Raw genomic sequence first — 18,322 nt, 5'->3', positions numbered from 1 at the left:
TCAAAAACATACGCCGCGTATATGAAAGGAAAAGCAATGGCACACAGACCGCGCAAGGAGATGCTTGCCGAGACACGGGCAAAGCTCGTGGATGCGGCGCGCCAGGCGTTCGGTTCGGTCGGCTACGCGGCCGCGTCGATGGACGACTTCACGGCCGCAGCCGGTCTGACGCGTGGCGCCCTCTATCACCATTTCGGTGACAAGAAGGGGCTGCTTCAGGCGGTCATCGCCGAGATCGACGAGGAGATGTCGCAACGTCTGCGCGCCATCGCTGCCAAGGCGAAGGACCCGTGGCGCGGCTTCGTCGATGAAAACATCGCCTACATCGAGATGGCCCTGGAGCCCGAGATCCGGCGCATCGTCATGCGCGACGGCCCCGCGGTGCTCGGTGATCCCTCGACCTGGGCGAGCCAGAGCGAATGCAACCGCTCGATGACCGAGAGCCTCAAGGCGCTGAAGAAAGACGGCTACATCATCGACGTTGATCCGGAGGGTGCCGCCCGTCTGCTCAGCGGCGCCGCGTTGCACGCGGCGCAATGGATCGCCAATGCGGACGATCCGGCCGCCACGTCGAAGCGCGCGGTGAAGGCGTTCAAGGCGTTGCTGAACGGGCTTCTCGTCGAGGGCGCGAAAATGTCGCGGCGGCGGGTCAGTAGGACGTGCTGACGGCGGCGGAGTTTCTTCGCAGTGCTATTCAAACCGTATCTCGGCCACCGTCGGGGCATCGGGCCCCTTGGTATTTGAGTTCGCGATGGCGCCGTCTTTCGTGAACCAGTAGCGGCAGCCGGTTCGCATCACCATCGTGACGCACATATAGCCATCGGCGTTGAGGATCCACGTGCCCGACGCGCTGCCGGGGCCGCTTCGGTTGACGAAGTCGACGTGGCCGTCCGAATGGAATTCCCAGCGCGAGATCATTCCGGTCGCAAGATTGTTTGAAACAATGGCCCTGCCGATCAAGGTTCTCTCGATCTCGTCCTTGCTCAGAAACACGCGATCCTGGGCTGGCATCGGCTCTTCGGAGATGGCGGGCATGGCAGCGATGCACAACAGCATGCGGACGATGCAACGGGTGAACATGACGGCCCTCGGCGTCTATTCATAGGGGTTACACCGCAGTAACCAAAAAGTTCTACTTCTCTGCGTTCCAGGCGCGAGCCATGCACGCGAATCCAGCCTGCTCTGTCCAGCGACGGCGGTGCTCTCTTCGAGCCCGTGAACGTCAGGCGGCTTCCGTGATGCCAGCTGGCCAGAAATGCGTAAGGACACGATCTGTGCTCCGGTTGCCTCTCTGCGAGTGGCCGAGAGACGGCGTGAGATCACTTTGCCGGCCCCTTCGACGTCGCATGTACTCCGGATGTAAGCAGCAAACATCGTCCTCCGACCGTTGTGCCGAAAGTGCAATCTCTCGTCCGCACTGCTCCTACGTCGCGCATCCCTCGGCGCTGACACGCGAGCTGGGGCGCTGTCGGGAGGATTTGTTCGCTGTCTCTGCAGTTTCAAGCGAAGGGACTTTGATGAATCCGAAGAACCCCGATGACGCGACCCCAACCGTCGCGGATGAAGCCAGTGCCGTTGTTGACGACGAGCAGGTGATATCGAAAACGCTGCCTTGCACACCGATACCGGTGGGCGCAGCGCCACTCAAGGCCCATGTCGATCGAGCGCTGGGCGTGACGCGCGAATTCGTGATCGAGCAGCCCGTGCGAGCGGTGCTGATCGCTGCTGCCGCAGGTGCTGCGCTGTCCGCCTTGGCGAGCGTCTGGTTGCGCGACGACCTGGATCGCTAGAGCTGAACCTCGGTGATCTTCGCGCCGTGGAGCGAAACGCCGGCCTCCAGGCCCACATTGGTCAACACGAAGCCGACCACCGGTTGGCGGATCGTGTTGGTATCGATTCTGCCGTTGGCCCCGATGGTCGCGGCGGCTACCGTGGCGTCCGCCCCAGCCGTCCAGCCCTTGCTGTTGCGGAACTTGTCCAGCGCTTCCTGGGTGGTGAACAGATAGATCATTGCCTTCGACTGCGCGCCGGCCTGGAAGCCGATCGAGCCCGCCGTCGTGCTGTAGTAGGCCTGGGTGCGGCCGCCGACGCGCAGCGCGCCCCGGCCGTACTCGGCGCCGATCCCCAGCTTCGCGCCAACCACCGACGGGAACACCAGCACGCCCCTGGACTTGGCCACCAGCTCGCGTGAATCCGGTACGGCGTCGTAAAGCTTGGACAGGGAGGCGTCGACCTGCGCGTCGATGGACGTCCGCGAAGAAGCGGTGCTTGCACGGTCGTCGGGACGTGTCGTGGTGCAGCCGACGAAGGCGATGCTGCAGGCGGCAAGAGCTGCCGCGGTGCAGAAGGTTCGGAGATTGATGGCGTTCATGGCTCGCTCCTTTCCAGCATCAAAAGTGCGAGCCCTGATTCCTGATGGTGCAAGCCTGTTGCGCATGACGATGTAGGACGACCCTCCACGCGGGCATGCGTTGAGACGTCGCAACGTCATTCCACGCCTCGTCCGCTGTCACGGTCTTCCCGGGCCATGCGCGCGACCTCGTCGGCGAAGGCCATGAGTTCGCTCGACAGCGTCTCGCCGGGCGCCAGCACGCCGAAGCGCTCGGCCAGGGCCTGGTAAACCGCCCGCTGGGACGCCAAGCCGGGTGGAAGTGGAATATTGGGGTTTTCGGGCATCGTGGGCTCCTGTGGAATGGTCAAACTCTCTTCGCGCGCTCGCCTGGCGTGGGTTTCTACGCTTGATTGGATACGAGCCATTCATCCACGCAAGCCCCGAACAGCGCGATGTTCTCGTCGACTTCGTCGTGCAGGAACCGTCGCGCTCCGGCCTGGGCCACCGTGTCGGCTGCTATCCAGGCTTCCTGCGCATCGACGCTCGCAGGAGGAGCGGAAGCGCCCCACACCTGCGCGAAGATCGCGAGGGTTTCGGCGGCCGACAGATCGACCCAGATCATTCCTACCTTGGAGAGGATGCCCGGGCCGTCGCTCAGATCGATGCCGGTGAGTACGTGGCCGCCCTCTTCGACGATCACCGGGCTCAGGCCACCGCGCAGCATGACGCGCAGCAGATCCTTCGGCTCGGCGCGGCGAATCCACTCGTCCGCTCGCCGGACCAACTGCGCGGCGATGTCTGCCTTGTCGGGATGCGCGTGCTTCAGCATGTCGTTGCGATGGCGGGCGGGTCCTTTCGCATTTGCCTGCGTTCCATGGTGCATATCGCGCGCTCGATGACCGGTAGGCAAAGCTGCTTACGCTTCGAAGTCCTGTTCCTGCAAACAGGCGCGGCGCGGGATCAGCGGTGGGGTAGCCTGTCGTCATGGACTCCCTGATCGCCGCCTCCGCGCGCGCCCTCGCCGCCGGCGACGCGCTCGGCGCCCTCAAGCGGGTTGCCCTGCGCGACGACCCGCCGGCGCTGGCCCTGCGCGGCATCGCCATGGCCCAGCTCGGCGAGCACCCGCGCGCCCGCGAGCTCCTGCGGCTCGCCGCCCGCGGCTTCGGCGCCCACGAGGCGCTGGCGCGCGCTCGCTGCGTCGTTGCGGAGGCCGAGGTGGCGCTGGCCATGCGCGACCTCGGCGGCTCGCCGCGCTCGCTGGCGGCAGCCTCGGCCACGCTCGAGGCGCACGCCGACCATGCCAACGCGCTGCAGGCGCGGCTGATCGCGGCGCGCCGGCTCCTGCTGCTCGGCCGCCTCGACGAGGCCGCGGCCACGCTGGCGCCGCTCGATGCGCGCGGCCTGCCGCCGACGCTGGCGGCGGTGGCCGAGCTGGCCGCGGCCGAGCTCGCGCTGCGCTCGCTGCGCCCCGGCCCGGCGCAGGCGGCGCTCGCCCGCGCGCACGAGGCGGCCGATCGTGCACGCGTGCCGGCGCTCCTGGCCGAGGTGGCGGAGGCGCGGGCTGCGCTCGATCGTCCCGCCGCCCGGCGCCTGTCCGACGGCGGCGAGCAGGCGCTGCGCCTCGACGAGGTCGCAGCGCTCCTGGCCTCGGACGCGCTGGTGGTTGACGCCTGCCGTCGCGGGGTGGGTGCCGGCGACGCGTGGCGGCCGCTGGCGCGCCGGCCGGTGCTGTTCGCGTTGGCGCGTGCGCTCGCCGAGGCGTGGCCCGGCGATATCGATCGCGAAGCCTTGATCGCGTGCGCGTTCCGCACCCGCCACCCCGACGAGACACATCGAGCGCGCCTGCGAGTCGAGATCGGCCGCCTGCGCGCGCTCGTCGCAGCGCTGGCGCAAGTCGAGGCCACCGCGCGCGGCTTCGTCCTCAGGCCGCGCGACGCGCGCGATGTCGTCGTCCTGGCGCCGCCCATCGACGGCGAGCAGGCATCGCTGGTGGCGCTGCTCTCCGACGGCGCGGCCTGGTCGACCTCGGCCCTGGCGCTGGCCCTGGGCGCCAGTCAGCGCACCGTCCAGCGCGCGCTTGTCGAGCTCGAGGCAGAGGGGAGGGTGCGCGCTATCGGGCGGGCGCGGGCGCAGCGCTGGCTCGCGCCGCCGCTGGCCGGATTCACGACGATCTTGTTACTCCCCGCTGCGCTCGCGCTTGATTAGAGTTGTCTCCAGGCGCCGATCCGAGGCGCACCACAAGGAGCAACGATGAGCAGCAAGACCAGCAAGGACAGACCTCAGGCAACGGCGCGTGCGGCCGAGATCGTGCGCGAGTACGGTCCCTTCCCTGGGGCCGACAGCGTGCACGGCGTGACCCACGATGGCCAGCGCGTCTGGGCCGCCACCGGGGCCAGCCTGATCGCCTTCGATCCCGAGAGCGGCGAGCCCACGCGCACGCTGGCCCACGCCTGCGACGCCGGCACCGCCTTCGACGGCACGCACCTCTATCAGATCGCCGAGGCACGCATCGACAAGATCGATCCTGTCAGCGGCGACGTGGTGGCCTCCATCCCGGCGCCCGGCAATGGGAGCGACTCGGGGCTCACCTGGGCTGAGGGCAGCCTGTGGGTGGGCCAGTACCGCGATCGCAAGATCCACCAGATCGATCCGGCGACCGGCGCAGTCATTCGCACCATCGAGTCCAACCGCTTCGTCACCGGCGTGACCTGGGTCGACGGCGAGCTGTGGCACGGGACATGGGAAGGCGACGAGAGCGAACTCCGCCGCATCGACCCGAAGAGCGGCACCGTGCTCGAGCGGCTGGAGATGCCGCACGGCATCGGCGTCAGCGGGCTCGAGTCCGACGGGGCCGATCTCTTCTATTGCGGCGGCGGCGCGAGCGGAAAGGTCCGCGCCGTGCGGCGTCCGAAAGGCCTCAGGTCATAAAGCAAAGGAGCACACCATGAACACCACCGAAACAAGCACAGTGAACCATCCCGTCGTGTCGAAGGAGCGATGGGTTGCCGAGCGCAAGACGCTGCTGGCCCGCGAAAAGGAGCTGACGCACCTGCGCGACCAGATCGCCCGCGAGCGCCGCGCGCTGCCGTGGGAGCGCATCGAGAAGGACTACGTCTTCGACGCGCACGAAGGCCGCCGCGCGCTCGCCGACCTCTTCGAGGGCCGCCGCCAGCTGCTGGTGCAGCACTTCATGCTCGGCCCGGGATGGGAGCAAGGGTGCCCGAGCTGCTCCTACATGGCCGACCACACCGACGGCATGAACGTGCACCTGGCGCATCGCGACGTCACGTTCGTGGCCATCTCGCGCGCGCCGCTGGCCGAGATCGAGCGCTTTCGCCGGCGCATGGGCTGGCAGTTCAAGTGGGTGTCCTCTAACGGCAGCGACTTCAACTACGACTTCGGCGTCAGCTTCACGCCGGAGGAAGTGGCCAAGGGCAAGCTCCACTACAACTACGGCGAGTGGCCCCTCGCTGGGGAGGAGTGGCCCGGCATCAGCGTGTTCTATAAGGACGACGCGGGCGAAGTCTTCCACACCTACTCGACCTACGGGCGCGGCGTGGAAGTGATGATGGGCACCTACAACCTGCTGGACCTCACGCCCAAGGGCCGCGACGAAAACGCGGGCCAGGGCATGGCATGGGTGCGCCACCACGACCGCTACGAGCCGGCAGCGGCCGCGAAGCCGGCCGCTGCGGCCGGATCGTCCTGCCACTGACATCGAGCATGCGTCATGGCAAGCCTTTGGCCATGGCTGGCGGTCGCAGGGGTCGGCGCCCTTCACGGGCTGAACCCTGCCACCGGCTGGATGTGGGCCGCCGCCTGGGGCCTGCGTTCGCGCGATCGGGCGCAGGCGCTGCGGGCCTTGATGCCCATCGCCGTTGGGCATGCCGTGTCGGTTGCGATCGTGGCCTGCGCCTTTGCACAGGGCATGTCGATGGACCGCACGCTGGTCCAGGGCCTGGCCGGCGCACTGCTCGTCGGCGCGGCGGCCTACCGTTGGCTGCGCGGCGCCGGGCAGCGCACGCCCATCAGCACGCAGGCCGGCCACGCCGGCATCGCGCTCTGGTCCTTCCTGATGACCACCGCGCACGGGGCCGGGCTGATGCTGGTGCCGGCGCTCGTGCCGCTGTGCCTTGGCGACAATCCGGCGCGCGAGATCACCGCGTCGGGCTCGCTGGTCCTGGCACTGGCGGCCGTCGGCGTGCACACGGCTGCGATGCTGGTCACGACCGGCGTCATCGCCATCGGCGTGTGCCGCGGCGTCGCCATGCACCCTCGCCTGCTGAGCGGCACGGCGCCGCGCCAGGCCTGGACCGCGGCCCTGGCCCTCACCGGCGTGCTGTTGATGGCGCTTCGCTAGCTAGCAAGCAGATTCGACATGCGCCGGCAGTCCGCTCTGGCCGACGGCGACATGGCTTGCCAGCACATGGCCGTCCGGATAGTCCCCGCCGTTCTGCCGCCGGAAGGGAATGGGTGCGTCCTCGAAGAGGCCCGCTAGACGCGAACGCCAGGCTTCCTTCGTCGCGCTCAGCGCTTCCCCTCTCATGCGCCCGGCGCCATAGGCCGCAAAGGTCGGCAGCACGTCGAAGCCAGGGAAGTAGAGCGAGCCGTGCGTGATGGGAAAGAGCAGCTGCTCGAGCGGCCCGTTGATGCCTCGCGGCGAATAGTCCTTCGCCGGCCCACCGGCCGCGACGCACAGCATGGCCCGCTTGCCCTTGAAGGCGCCATCGCCGTAGCGATATGTGTTGCCGGCGTTCTTGTAGCCATACGCGAGGCCGTAGGCCCACACCCTGTCCAGCCAGCCCTTCATGATGGCCGGCATGCCGTACCACCAAAGCGGAAACTGAAAGATGACTGCGTCCGCGGCAAGCACCTTCTGCTGCTCCGCGGCGATGTCGGCGGCCTGGCGTCCGTTGGCATAGGAATGCCCGGACTCGTCCACGAAGGACAGCCGCTCCGAATCGGCACGGGCGGGGAAGTCGTGTTCGTCGAACACGGCTTTCCAGCGCATGCCGTACAGGTCCGACTGCAGCACTGCATGCCCTTGCTGCCGAAGCGTCTGCCGGGAGACCTCGACCAGCTGCCGGGTCAGCGATGTGGGCTCGGGGTGGGCATGGACGATCAAGACTTTCTTCATGCACGCAAGTCTCGGTCGCTCGCAGCCATCCGTGAAATCGCAAAATTGTTTGGCTACCATCCATCCAATGGATAGCAAACGCCTCGACCTCAATCTGCTGGTCACGCTGGAGGCCTTGCTGGTGGAGCAGAACGTGACGAAGGCGGCCGCCCGCCTGCACCTGAGCCAACCAGCGGTCAGTGCCCAGTTGAGCCGTCTGCGGGATGTCTTCGATGACCCGCTGCTCATTCCCGCACATCGAGGGATGACGCCGACCGCCAAGGCGGTCGACCTGCTCGACCCGCTGCGCCAGGCCCTCGATCAGCTTCGTGCCACGGTCGCCGCCCACAGCAACTTCAACCCTGCCAAGGCCAGGCTGACCGTCGCCATCGCCTGCACGGACTACCTGCACGCCGCGCTGGTCAAGCCGCTCGTCGTGCAACTCAGGACGAAGGCGCCCGGGGTGCGTGTGGCGCAGCGCAATCTGGACATCCCCGAGTTGGAAGCACAGATGGCGCGCGGCGATGTCGACCTGGCGCTCATGACGCCGCAAGCCGCGCCGCCCAGTCTTCGCACCCGGCATCTGTTCGACGAGCGCTATGTGCTCATCGGCCGGCGAAAGCACCCGCGGCTGCGGGCCGGGATCACTGTCGAGGAATTTGCCCGGCTGGAGCATGTCGTCGTGTCCCTTTACGGAGGCGGCTTCGTTACGCCGGTGGACGACGCCCTGGCTGCCTTCGGACTCAAGCGCAACGTGGTGCTGTCGGCGGCTTCGTTCCTGGTCGTCCCAGATATCGTGTCCCAGTCGGACTTCGTGGCCCTGGTCCCGGAACGGCTGGTACGCGACCGTGCCGACCAGCTGAAGTTGATCGACTGTCCGTTCCCGGTGGAAGGCTTCGCGGTGGGGATGGTGTGGCACGAGCGCAGCCACGGGCACAGCGGCCAACGCTGGATCCGGGAGACCGTCGCCTCTCTGATCGGTCAATCCTGAGCGTGCATCCCGCCTTCTGGCGAGCGCTGGAATCTCGCAGAAACAGAAACCAAAGGCGTATCCTCGCAAGTTCGCTCCAGAGGGTGGCGAACAATGCAAACAATTGTCCAGTGGCTTGCTGAGATCGGCATGGAGCGCTATGCGCCGATGTTCGAGGCGCAGCGCATTGAACTGGACGTCATCGCCGGCCTCACCGACGCAGACCTCAAGGAAATCGGCATCGCGGCGCTGGGCGATCGCAAGCGGATCCTGTTGGTGATCGCGCAGGGTATCCAAGAGGTCCCCACGAGCCACATCACGCAGGCTGCGGCTAGCCTGCCTGCGACAGCGCATGTCGCCGAGCGGCGGCAACTGACGGTGATGTTCTGCGACCTGGTCGGTTCGACCCAATTGGCCGGCCTGCTCGATCCCGAGGATCTGCGGGCCGTCATCGGCGACTACCATGCCGCGGTGACGGCGGCGGTGGCTGCACACAACGGCTACGTCGCACAGTTGCTCGGCGACGGGGTGCTCGTGTATTTCGGCTACCCGCACGCCAACGAGGACGATGCAGCGCGCGCGATCCATGCAGCACTGGACGCGATCGCTGCAGTCGGCCGACTCGCAGCGGGTGGCCAGCACGCCTTGCACACCCGCATCGGCATCGCGACGGGCCTCGTCGTCGTCGGCCAGATCGGATCCGGCACGCCGGCGGCCGAGTTGAGCGCCAGCGGCGAAACGCCGAGCCTGGCGGCCAGGCTGCAGAGCCAGGCAGCGCCTGACTGCATCGTCATCGCAGATCGGACCCGGCGGCTCATCGGTGAAGAGTTCGAACTCGACTCGCTGGGTCTGCTGGAGCTCAAGGGCTTCGAAGCGCCGGTGCATGCGTGGCAAGTGCTGCGCGAGCGCCGGACCGCAAGCCGTTTCGAAGCCATTCACACACAACAACTGTCCCAGTTGATCGGACGCGACAGCGAACTGGCGCTGCTGCTCGAGCGGTGGAACACCGCGTGCGAGGGCGAGGGCCAGATCGTGCTGCTCTCCGGCGAACCGGGGATCGGCAAGTCGCGGATCACCCAGGCCCTGCGGGAACGCACAGCCGCCGGAGCCCGCGAGACGATGGTGCTGCAATGCTCGCCCTCTCACAGCAACAGCGCCCTCTATCCGCTGGTGCGCGGTCTGGAAAACGCGGCGAACCTGACGCCGGCCGATCCACCGGCCCAGCGCGCCGCGAGCTTCGAACGGTATCTGAGCGACCATGGGGTATCGCTCGTGCCCGATGCGCTGGGTTGCCTGCTCAGGCTGATGATGCTGCCGGATGGAGGCCGGCCGGCCCCGGCCGGCCAGACGCCGCAGCAACAGAAAAGCTCGACGCTGCAGGCGGCGATCGACGTCATCGACGGTGTTTCCCGTCGGGCGCCGCTGCTCATGCTGGTCGAGGACGCGCACTGGATCGATCCGACGACCGAGGAATGGATCGGCCTGGCCGTCGACGGCCTGCGCGACGCGCGCGTCCTGATGCTGTTGACCTGCCGTCCGCAATACGTGCCGTCCTGGGGCAACCCTTCGACCCGGTTGACGATGAACCGGCTGAGTCACCGGCAGTCGGCGGCGCTGATCGAAACCGTCACCGCCGGCAAGTCGCTGCCTGTGGAGTTGATCGACGAGATCATCCGCAAGACCGACGGCGTACCGCTGTTCGTCGAGGAGCTGACCAAAACCGTGCTGGCCTCCGCGCTCGTCGAGGACACACCGGCGGGCTACCGGCTGCACGGTCCTCTGCAGACGCTGGCGATTCCGTCGACGCTGCAGGATTCATTGATGGCGCGGCTTGACCGGCTGGCTCCCGCCAAGGAGATCGCACAGGTCGCAGCAGCCATCGGACGCGATTTCAGCCATGCGCTGCTCGCGCAGGTGCTGCAGATGCCGCCCGCGCAGCTCGACCAGGCGCTGGATGAGCTGCTTCGTGCCGAGCTGGTGTTTCGCCGCGGTACGCCTGCGGACGCGGGCTATGCGTTCAAGCATGCGCTGATCCGGGACACGGCCTACAACAGCATGGTCAGGAGCCAGCGCGCGCTGCGGCATGCGCAGATCGCGGACGCACTGGAGCGCAGCGAGCCGCAGACCGTCGCTGCGCATCCCGAACTGCTGGCTCAGCATCATCAGGAAGCCGGCCACGGCAGCGAAGCCCTCCGGTACTGGACGGCGGCCGGCGACCTGGCGCAGCGCCGATACGCCAGCCGCGAAGCAGCGAGCCACTACAACGCCGCCATCGCACTCGTGTCCCGCTTGCCTGCCGGGCCGGCGCGCAGCGAGCTCGAGCTGGCTCTCCAGCTGAAACTCGGCAATGCGCTGACGGTCTCGGAGGGCTACGCCTCCAGCGCCACGTACCAGAGCTACGCGAGGGCGCGCGAACTGGCGCGAGAACTCGGACGGGTCGAGGACTACGTGAGCGCGTGGGTCGGCTCGGCGCCGACGATGAACTCGGTCAGCAACAGCGAAATCATCGAAAGCATCCGCGAGATCGAACCGGCGCAGCTGGCGTCGCTGCAAGCGCGGTTGCGCGTCAGCGTATCGATCGTTCTCGGTAGCGCCCGCTATCTGCGCGGCGAGATCGGCGAGGCGTGGGCGCACCTGGAAGAGGCCAAGGCGCTCGACGACAGCGTGCAGCTCACGCATGAACACCCCATCGCGGGGGCGGATCCGGCGGTCATGATTCGCGCCATCAGCATGAGAGTGCGCGGGATGCAGGGCTATCTGGAGCAGGCCGAAGCGCTCGCGGCGCAAGCGTTGCAGATCGCCGAAGCCAGAGGTCATCCCCCGACGATCGCAATGGCCAGGCAAACCTGGATCAGGGTCCTGCTGGCTAAAGGCGAGCCGGCGCAGGCAGCTTCGGAAGCGAAGCAGATGCTGGAGCTGTCCGAACGTTTCGGCATCCAGACGCGGGTTGCCAACGCCTTGATTTTCCTCGGACGGACCAGCGTTGCGCTGGGCGATGTCGAGGCCGGGATCCTTCTCCTCAGGAAGGGCTATGACCTCTGGAGGTCCGCCGGCGGAAAGCAACAAGGCTCGCAGTACGGGGCGCAGGCGGCAGACGTGTTGTTGCGGGCCGGGCGAAGCGACGAAGCACGGCGATTCATCGCCCAGGCGCAGGCTGCCCAGGGCGAGACCGACGAGCGCTTCTACGAGACCGAACTGCTGCGGCTTTGCGGCCGGTTTCTGGAGATCGACGGCGACGACACCGGCGCCGAAGCGCACTACCAGAACGCCATCGCCATCGCCGAGGAGCGCGGCGCCAAGCTCTTTTCATTGCGCGCGGCCCGCGACCTGGCGGGGTTCTGGCAGCGTCAGGGGAAAAGCACCGAGGCGCGGCAGATGCTGCAGCCGCTCTACGGCTGGTTCACCGAAGGGTTCGGGTTCAGCGATCTTCGCGAAACGAAGGCGCTGCTCGACTCGCTGCAGAAAGGGCAGACGAAGCTCGACCGTTGAGGCAGTGGTTCGCCCCTCAGTACTTGAGCTTCGGATACCAGTCGGTCCCGCGTCCGTCCGGAGTCAAGTCCAGCATGGACCAGAGCGAGGCGATGTCGGGCGCGTCGCGCGGGTCCTGGCCGGGGTCGGCCATCTCGCTGGTCATCTCACTCGCCCAGAACAGCCGGACCTTGCTGCCGTCGCGCCTGAACACGTTCAGCGCCGGGTACTCGCTCCCGTCGGGCATCAGGATGCCGAGGTCGTTGGCGTAGTCGTCGCCGATGGTCTGCACGAAATTCAGGTCACGCCAGCCGCGCTCCTGCGCGAAGGCGTATTGCCGCTCCACGGACGAGCGCCCCAGGATCTTGAGCGCAACCCGCTGCTTGATGTCGGCGGCATTGCCGTTCACCGCGCCCAGCCAGTTGGTGCACATCGGACACGGCCGTTCACGCTGCGGCCCGTACATCCAGAAGTAGGTGACGAGCGTGTCCTTGTCGCCGAACAGATCGATGAGCCCGACCTCGAAGGCCTGCTCGTCCTTGAAGCGGTAGTCCTTCTCGATCACCGGCCCAGGCGGCAGCGCGCGGCGCTGCTCGCCCAATCGAGTCATGTGGCGACGAAACTCGATCTCTTCCGCCAGCAGCGCTTGGCGCGCGGCGTCGTATTCGGCCGTCGCGCCCGGGAACGGCGTCTTCGCCTTCTTCGCGAGTTCTGCGGCGGGGGTGAGCGGATCTTTCATGTCTTGCTCCTGTGTTCGGTGCCGGCCGAGGCGCGGCGCTCCACAGTGCATGGTGCGCGTTCGACGAGCGGTAGACAAGGCTGCTTGCGCCGCTGCAAAGAAGAGCGGTGCTAGGCTGCGGCCCTATCCCTCATCCCCGGTAGGACAGATGAAAGCCGACGACCACGCCAGGAAATACCGCAGACGCTCCGGCAACAAGGGCTTGAGACCTTACGTTTTGGTTGCCGTCTTCGCGGTCATCGGCGCATGCCTTCTCTATGCATGGACGTCCGAGCCGCTGCCGGCCTCCGCGGCGTCTGCCGGATCGATCGACTCGGGCAGGAAGCCGATTGAACGAACGGCCGCACTTCCGCCCCTGAACCTGCCGGCCGACGACGCGCCTCATGGGTCCGGCATGGAATGGTGGTACTACAACGGAATCCTCGACGCGAAGACAGGCCATCGCTATGCATTTCACGTTGTTGTCTTCGTAGCCAACGGGCTGGTCAAGCACACGGTCATGCACGCGGCGTTGACCGACCTCCAGACCGGGCAGCGCTATTCCAGCCAAACGCGTACCGGCGGCGTTCCTGCGAAGAGCGCCGCAAACGGCCTGGACTTCAGGCAGGACGGCTGGCAAGTCGCTGCTGCGGGTCCATCTCATGCAGTGCACGCCTCTCTTGAAGGAGGTGCTTCGATTGCGCTCGATCTGAGCGATTCGCACCAGCCTGTCCCCCATCGAGCTGCAGGTTCGGAAACCCCGGGTCTGCTTGATTTCGGCATGAGCGGGATCAGTTACTACTATTCGCGTCCCCGCATTTCCGCCCAAGGCGAAGTCTCCATCGGAGGGAAGCCGGTCCAGGTCAGCGGCGACGTGTGGTTCGACCATCAATGGGGCGATTTCGATGTGTTGAGCCTCGGATGGAACTGGTTTGCGTTGCATCTGGCTGATGGTTCCGACGTGATGCTCTATGCGCTTTTCGACACGGCTGGCCGGCAAGTCATGACAGCCGGCACGGTCTCGAATGCACGCGGGTCTCATCCATTGAAGCCGGACGAGATCGAGCTGGTGCCCGTCAACAGATGGACGAGTCCGAGCACGAAGATCAGCTACCCCGTCGATTGGCGCATCAGGCTCCCCTCCGGCGAGTTGAGCATCAAGCCCTTCTTTGCCGACAGCGAATTCGATTCGCAGAAAACGACTGCGAACATTTATTGGGAAGGGCCCGTCCGGGTGACGGGAAGTTCCACGGGCGAGGGTTTTCTGGAGCTGAGCGGATACGACCGCTTGAAGATTCGATGACCTGAAGCGCCCACGCGTTGAGCAGGCCTCTCACTCCTTCACCGACCCCGTCAACCCCGACACGTAGTACTCGACGAAGAAGGAGTAGATGAAGGCCACCGGCAGCGACCCCAGCAGCGCGCCTGCCATCAGCGGCCCCCACTGGTACACGTCGCCCTGCACGAGCTCGGTCACCACGCCCACCGGCACGGTCTTGATCTCCGACGACGAGACGAAGGTGAGCGCGTAGATGAACTCGTTCCACGAGAGCGTGAAGGCGAAGATGCCTGCCGAGATCAGGCCGGGCACGGCGAGCGGCAGCACGATCTTCACCAGGATCTGCCAGCGGCTCGCGCCGTCGATCAGCGCGCACTCCTCCAGCTCGAAGGGGATGGAGCGGAAGTAGCCCATCAGCAGCCAGGTGCAGAAGGGGATGAGGAAGGTCGGGTAGGTCAGGATCAGCGCCAGGCGCGTGTCGAAGAGACCGAGGCCGAACACCACGTTCGCGAGCGGAATGAACAGGATCGACGGCGGTACCAGGTAGGCGAGGAAGATCGCGAGTCCCACCTGCCGCGAGCCGTTGAAGCGCAGCCGCTCGATCGCATAGGCCGCGAACACCGAGCAGGCGAGCGAGCAGAAGGTCGACACCACCGACACCAGCAGCGTGTTCCAGATCCACTGCGGGTACGAGGTCTCGAACAGCAGCTTGTGGAAATGCGCCAGCGTCGGCGCCACCACCCAGAACGGGTTGCCCTCGCGCGTCAGCAGCTCGGCATCGGGCTTCACCGAGGTGATCGCCATCCAGTAGAACGGGAACAGCAGCACGATCAAAAAGACCACGAGCGGCAGGTACACGGTCACCACCTTGCGCGGCAGCGATTCGAGATAGCTCATGCCGACCATGTCGGTCGTTGCGGCCTTCGCGTTCATTTGTCCGATCCCCCTTGCTGCCACTTGCGGCGCTGCAAGCCGAAGTAGCTGAACAAAACGCAGGCCAGCAAGAACGGCACCATCGCGATCGCAATGGCTGCACCCTCGCCCAGCGCCCCGCCCGAGATCGCGCGCTGGAAGGACAGCGTGGCCATCAGGTGCGTCGCGTTCAACGGACCTCCGCGCGTGATCACGTAAATGAGCTGGAAGTCGGTGAAGGTGAAGAGCACCGAGAAGGTCATCACCACCGCGATGATCGGCGTCAAGAGCGGCAGCGTGACGTGCCGGAACTGCTGCCAGGGCGAGGCGCCGTCGATGGCCGAGGCCTCGTAGTACGAGGGCGAGATGGTCTGCAGCCCCGCCAGCAGCGTGATGGCGACGAAGGGGATGCCGCGCCACACGTTGGCCGCGATCACGGACCAGCGCGCATTCCAGGGATCGCCGAGGAAATCGATGTAGGCGTCGATCAGCCCCATCTTCATCAGCGCCCAGCTGACGATCGAGAACTGCGAGTCGTAGATCCACCAGAAGGCGATGGCCGATAGGGCCGTCGGCACGATGTAGGGCAGCAGGATGACGGCGCGGAAGAAGGTCTTGAAGCGGATGTTCTTGTTGAGCAGGAGGGCCAGCCACAGCCCCAGCACGAACTTGAACACGCTGGCCACCACCGTGTAGAGCAGCGTGTTGAAGAGCGCCAGCCGCGTGACCGCGTCGTCCCAGAGAAACTCGTAGTTCTCCAGCCCGATCCACTGGCCTCCGCGGCCGACCTTGGTGTCGGTGAAGCCGAGCCAGATGCCCAGGCCGAGCGGATAGGTGAGAAACAGCAGCAGCAGCCCCGCCGCCGGCAGCATGAAGAGCAGGCCGAGGAAGTTGCGGCTGTCGGTCAGCCGCGCCGTCCACGGACGCGCCGCAGGCGCGTCCGTGGCAGGCTCAGACCTTGTAATAGCGTTCGGCACGCTTTTGCGCCCGTTCGGCGGCTTCCTTCGGCGACTTGGAGCCGCTGGCCGCCTCGGCCACCATGTTCGTCACGATGAAGTCCGCTCCCGCGCCGGCCGACGCATAACCCAGCGTGCCGGCATACCCGGTCGGCCGCATGTTCTTCGTGCAGTCGCGGTACGGCGTGTGCTTCGGGTCGACGGTCCAGACGGCGCTCTTCTCGTAGGCTGCGAGCGGCTGCGAGATGTAGCCGCCTGCGGCCTGCAGCCACGGGTCGAACTGCTCCTGTTCCATCATGAAGCGCAGGTACTCCTTGGCCGCCTGCGGGTACTTCGTGTACTTCATGACCATCTGATTGAAGAACAGGTGCGACTCGGTCGGCACGCCCGCCGGCCCGATCGGGTAGGGCGCGTGGTTGATGTCCTGCGCCATCTCCTTGAGCTTGTCGTCCTTGGAGTTCTTCGTCGCGTAGTAGATCGAGATGCCGTTATTGGTCAGGCTGATCTGGCCGTCGAGGAAGGCCTTGTTGTTGTTCGGGTCCAGCCACGACAGCGTGCCGGGCGCGAAGGTGGCGTACATCTCCTTGGCGTACTCGAGCGCCTTGATGGTCTCCGGGCTGTCGATGACGACCTTGTTGCTCTTGTCGACGAGCTTGCCACCGTGCGACCAGATCAGCCAGTTGGTCCACAGCCCGTCGCCGGTGGCGTTGCCGAGCGCGAAGCCGGCGGGCGTGCCTTTCGCCTTCATCGCCTTGAGCAGCTCGAGGAAGCTGTTCGTGTCCTTCGGGAAGGTGTCGAAGCCGGCCGCCTTCACGTGGCTCTGGCGGTACACCAGCATCGCGCCGGCGGTGCCGAGCGGCACGCCGATCCACTTCTTTCCGTCGGGCCGCAGGTAGGCCTCGCACCCCTGGTACCAGCCGCCGTACTTGCGGCCAAGGTAGGTGCACAGGTCGGTGACGTCGAGCAGTTTCTCCGGGTAGAGGTTCGCGTCGTCGTTGGTCGACAGGATGATGTCGGGCCCCGCGCCGGTGTTGGCCGCCACCGCCGCTTTGGGTCGCACGTCCTCCCAGGTCTCGTTGTCGACGCGCACCTGGACGCCCGTGGCCTCGGTGAACTTCTTCACGTTGGCCATGTAGGCATCGATGTCGCCCTGCACGAAACGGCTCCAGCGCAGCACGCGCAGCGTGGCGCCCTTCTCGGGCTTGAAAGTCATCGACTGCGCATGCGCGGCGGTGGAGAAGAGCGCGGTGCCGGTGCCGAGCGTGGCCGCGGCGGCGACGCCGGCCGAGCCTTCCAGAAACTTGCGGCGGTTGAACTCATTCATTCGTGTTGTCTCCTGTGCGTTGTGAACGGACTGCCGATGGAAACCTCAGGACACCAGCCGTTCGCCGGTGCCTGCGTCGAAAAGATGCGCGCGCTGAAGATCGGGCTGCAGGTGGATCGTGGTGCCGGGCGCGAAGTCGTGGCGCTCGCGGAACACCGCGGAGAGTTCGGCGCCCTCGTGGCGGCACGAGACGAAGGTGTCCATGCCGGTCGGTTCCATCACCGCCACGCGCGCGGGGATGCCGCTGCCGTCGGCGAGCGTCAGGTGCTCGGGCCGGGTGCCGTAGACCACCGACTGACCGTCGACGCCGCCGGCGTGCACGGGCGCATCGAGCTGCGTGCCGTCCTGCAGTTCCACGCGCGCCGTGCCGGCGCTGCGCCTGAGCGTGCCCGGCAGGAAGTTCATGGCCGGCGAGCCGATGAAGCCGGCGACGAACTGGTTGGCGGGGTTGTCGTAGAGGTCGAGCGGGCTGCCGGTCTGCTCGATGCGGCCGTCGCGCATGACCACGATCTTGTCGCCCATGGTCATGGCCTCGATCTGGTCGTGCGTGACGTAGATCGAGGTTGTCTTCAAACGCTGGTGCAGCTCCTTGATCTCGCCGCGCATCGCCACGCGCAGCTTGGCGTCGAGGTTGGACAGCGGCTCGTCGAACAGGAACACCTGCGGGTCGCGCACGATCGCGCGGCCCATCGCCACGCGCTGGCGCTGCCCGCCCGAGAGCTGGCGCGGAAAGCGGTCGAGCAGAGGAATGAGACCGAGAATCTCGGCAGCGCGCTTGACCTTCGATTCGATCGTCGCCTTGTCCAGCTTGGCGAGCGCCAGCGCGAAGGCCATGTTGTCGCGCACCGTCATGTGCGGATAGAGCGCGTAGTTCTGGAACACCATCGCGATGTCGCGTTCCTTCGGCGGCAGGTCGTTGACGCGCCGCTCGCCGATGCGGATCTCGCCGCCGTTGATCTCCTCCAGCCCGGCGATCATGCGCAGCAGCGTCGACTTGCCGCAGCCCGAAGGCCCCACCAGCACGGTGAAGGAACCGTCCTGGATGTCGATGTCCACGCCATGCAGGATGGGGACATTGCCGAAGCTCTTCTTGACTGCCTGGATCGTGACACTTGCCATGCACTGGAATCCTGAAGTTGCGCGAAGCTCGCAGGCGACGCGGGACCCCTGCATCGCAGACGCGGAGTATCGGCACTGGGTTGCCGGGTCGCTATCAGGGCAAACCGGTACGTGTTAACCCCTCGATG

The 18,322-nt window shown here is 66.4% G+C and carries 19 protein-coding genes; 9 read left to right on the top strand and 10 right to left on the bottom strand.

The genetic code is table 11. The features are described 5' to 3' along the window. Positions 1-36 precede the first annotated feature (36 nt). Complete coding sequence (locus ACSQ89_RS29360) at positions 37-666, top strand: TetR/AcrR family transcriptional regulator (RefSeq protein ID WP_436294166.1); 630 nt, start codon at positions 37-39, stop codon at positions 664-666. Positions 667-690: 24 nt separating this feature from the next. On the opposite strand, the gene ACSQ89_RS29355 is transcribed toward ACSQ89_RS29360, so the two are convergent. After that, positions 691-1,080: a hypothetical protein gene (locus tag ACSQ89_RS29355; protein ID WP_093107213.1), complete on the bottom strand. Its 390-nt coding sequence runs from the start codon at positions 1,078-1,080 to the stop codon at positions 691-693. A gap of 437 nt (positions 1,081-1,517) precedes the next feature. On the opposite strand from ACSQ89_RS29355, the gene ACSQ89_RS29350 reads away from it, so the two are divergent. Continuing rightward, positions 1,518-1,790 (top strand): hypothetical protein, encoded by a 273-nt coding sequence (locus ACSQ89_RS29350; RefSeq protein WP_139191689.1) that lies wholly within the window; start codon positions 1,518-1,520, stop codon positions 1,788-1,790. On the opposite strand, the gene ACSQ89_RS29345 is transcribed toward ACSQ89_RS29350, so the two are convergent. The 3 genes from ACSQ89_RS29345 to ACSQ89_RS29335 all read right to left on the bottom strand — a co-directional run bounded on the left by ACSQ89_RS29345 (position 1,787) and on the right by ACSQ89_RS29335 (position 3,161). Beyond that, positions 1,787-2,371: a BPSL1445 family SYLF domain-containing lipoprotein gene (locus tag ACSQ89_RS29345; RefSeq protein WP_093107215.1), complete on the bottom strand. Its 585-nt coding sequence runs from the start codon at positions 2,369-2,371 to the stop codon at positions 1,787-1,789. The genes ACSQ89_RS29350 and ACSQ89_RS29345 overlap by 4 nt on opposite strands. Positions 2,372-2,487: 116 nt before the next feature. After that, positions 2,488-2,676, bottom strand: coding sequence for a hypothetical protein (locus ACSQ89_RS29340; RefSeq protein ID WP_093107217.1), 189 nt, complete (start codon positions 2,674-2,676; stop codon positions 2,488-2,490). A 56-nt stretch (positions 2,677-2,732) separates the two neighbouring features. Then, on the bottom strand, positions 2,733-3,161 hold the full coding sequence (locus ACSQ89_RS29335) for a hypothetical protein (protein ID WP_093107219.1): 429 nt from the start codon (positions 3,159-3,161) through the stop codon (positions 2,733-2,735). Between the two features lie 155 nt (positions 3,162-3,316). On the opposite strand from ACSQ89_RS29335, the gene ACSQ89_RS29330 reads away from it, so the two are divergent. From ACSQ89_RS29330 to ACSQ89_RS29315, 4 genes are read left to right on the top strand one after another with little or no spacing between them, the layout of a single operon-like run. Continuing rightward, positions 3,317-4,537 (top strand): helix-turn-helix domain-containing protein, encoded by a 1,221-nt coding sequence (locus ACSQ89_RS29330; protein WP_436294167.1) that lies wholly within the window; start codon positions 3,317-3,319, stop codon positions 4,535-4,537. Positions 4,538-4,582: 45 nt separating this feature from the next. Beyond that, positions 4,583-5,260, top strand: coding sequence for a Vgb family protein (locus ACSQ89_RS29325; protein WP_436294168.1), 678 nt, complete (start codon positions 4,583-4,585; stop codon positions 5,258-5,260). Positions 5,261-5,276: 16 nt separating this feature from the next. Further along, a complete protein-coding gene (locus tag ACSQ89_RS29320; RefSeq protein ID WP_436294169.1) occupies positions 5,277-6,047 on the top strand; it encodes a DUF899 domain-containing protein in 771 nt (256 codons plus the stop codon). A 15-nt stretch (positions 6,048-6,062) separates the two neighbouring features. Continuing rightward, entirely contained in the window at positions 6,063-6,692 is a 630-nt protein-coding gene (locus ACSQ89_RS29315; RefSeq protein WP_436294170.1) for a hypothetical protein, read from the top strand. Here the strand turns inward: ACSQ89_RS29315 and ACSQ89_RS29310 are convergent, their stop codons facing one another. Further along, positions 6,693-7,469: an NAD(P)H-dependent oxidoreductase gene (locus ACSQ89_RS29310; RefSeq protein ID WP_436294171.1), complete on the bottom strand. Its 777-nt coding sequence runs from the start codon at positions 7,467-7,469 to the stop codon at positions 6,693-6,695. Between the two features lie 67 nt (positions 7,470-7,536). Here ACSQ89_RS29310 and ACSQ89_RS29305 point away from each other — a divergent pair, with 67 nt between their 5' ends. Next, a complete protein-coding gene (locus ACSQ89_RS29305; RefSeq protein ID WP_436294172.1) occupies positions 7,537-8,439 on the top strand; it encodes a LysR family transcriptional regulator in 903 nt (300 codons plus the stop codon). Between the two features lie 93 nt (positions 8,440-8,532). Then, positions 8,533-11,907 carry an adenylate/guanylate cyclase domain-containing protein gene (locus ACSQ89_RS29300; protein WP_436294173.1) on the top strand — a complete coding sequence of 1,125 codons (3,375 nt, stop codon included), beginning with the start codon at positions 8,533-8,535 and terminating at the stop codon, positions 11,905-11,907. A gap of 16 nt (positions 11,908-11,923) precedes the next feature. On the opposite strand, the gene ACSQ89_RS29295 is transcribed toward ACSQ89_RS29300, so the two are convergent. Then, the gene (locus tag ACSQ89_RS29295) at positions 11,924-12,625 is read right to left on the bottom strand and encodes a DUF899 family protein (RefSeq protein WP_093107235.1); all 702 of its coding nucleotides are present in this window, start codon (positions 12,623-12,625) and stop codon (positions 11,924-11,926) included. 148 nt (positions 12,626-12,773) lie between these two features. Here ACSQ89_RS29295 and ACSQ89_RS29290 point away from each other — a divergent pair, with 148 nt between their 5' ends. After that, entirely contained in the window at positions 12,774-13,907 is a 1,134-nt protein-coding gene (locus tag ACSQ89_RS29290; protein ID WP_436294174.1) for a lipocalin family protein, read from the top strand. A 30-nt stretch (positions 13,908-13,937) separates the two neighbouring features. Here ACSQ89_RS29290 and ACSQ89_RS29285 read toward each other — a convergent pair whose 3' ends face one another. The 4 genes from ACSQ89_RS29285 to ACSQ89_RS29270 form a co-directional block, all read right to left on the bottom strand. Next, positions 13,938-14,816: a carbohydrate ABC transporter permease gene (locus tag ACSQ89_RS29285; RefSeq protein ID WP_093107239.1), complete on the bottom strand. Its 879-nt coding sequence runs from the start codon at positions 14,814-14,816 to the stop codon at positions 13,938-13,940. After that, positions 14,813-15,667 (bottom strand): carbohydrate ABC transporter permease, encoded by an 855-nt coding sequence (locus ACSQ89_RS29280; RefSeq protein ID WP_093107241.1) that lies wholly within the window; start codon positions 15,665-15,667, stop codon positions 14,813-14,815. Before ACSQ89_RS29280 ends, ACSQ89_RS29285 begins: the two co-directional genes overlap by 4 nt. 79 nt (positions 15,668-15,746) lie before the next feature. Next, positions 15,747-17,075, bottom strand: a complete 1,329-nt coding sequence (locus ACSQ89_RS29275; protein ID WP_093107243.1) for an ABC transporter substrate-binding protein — start codon at positions 17,073-17,075, stop codon at positions 15,747-15,749. Positions 17,076-17,120: 45 nt separating this feature from the next. Next, a complete protein-coding gene (locus ACSQ89_RS29270) occupies positions 17,121-18,194 on the bottom strand; it encodes an ABC transporter ATP-binding protein (RefSeq protein ID WP_093107245.1) in 1,074 nt (357 codons plus the stop codon). Positions 18,195-18,322: the final 128 nt, after the last annotated feature.

The sequence above is a fragment of the Variovorax sp. LjRoot175 genome (assembly GCF_964253805.1).
In the GTDB taxonomy this organism is placed as follows: Bacteria; Pseudomonadota; Gammaproteobacteria; order Burkholderiales; family Burkholderiaceae_C; genus Variovorax.
The sequence above is the reverse complement of the archived record's forward strand: the minus strand, read 5'-3'. Positions and strand labels throughout refer to the sequence as shown.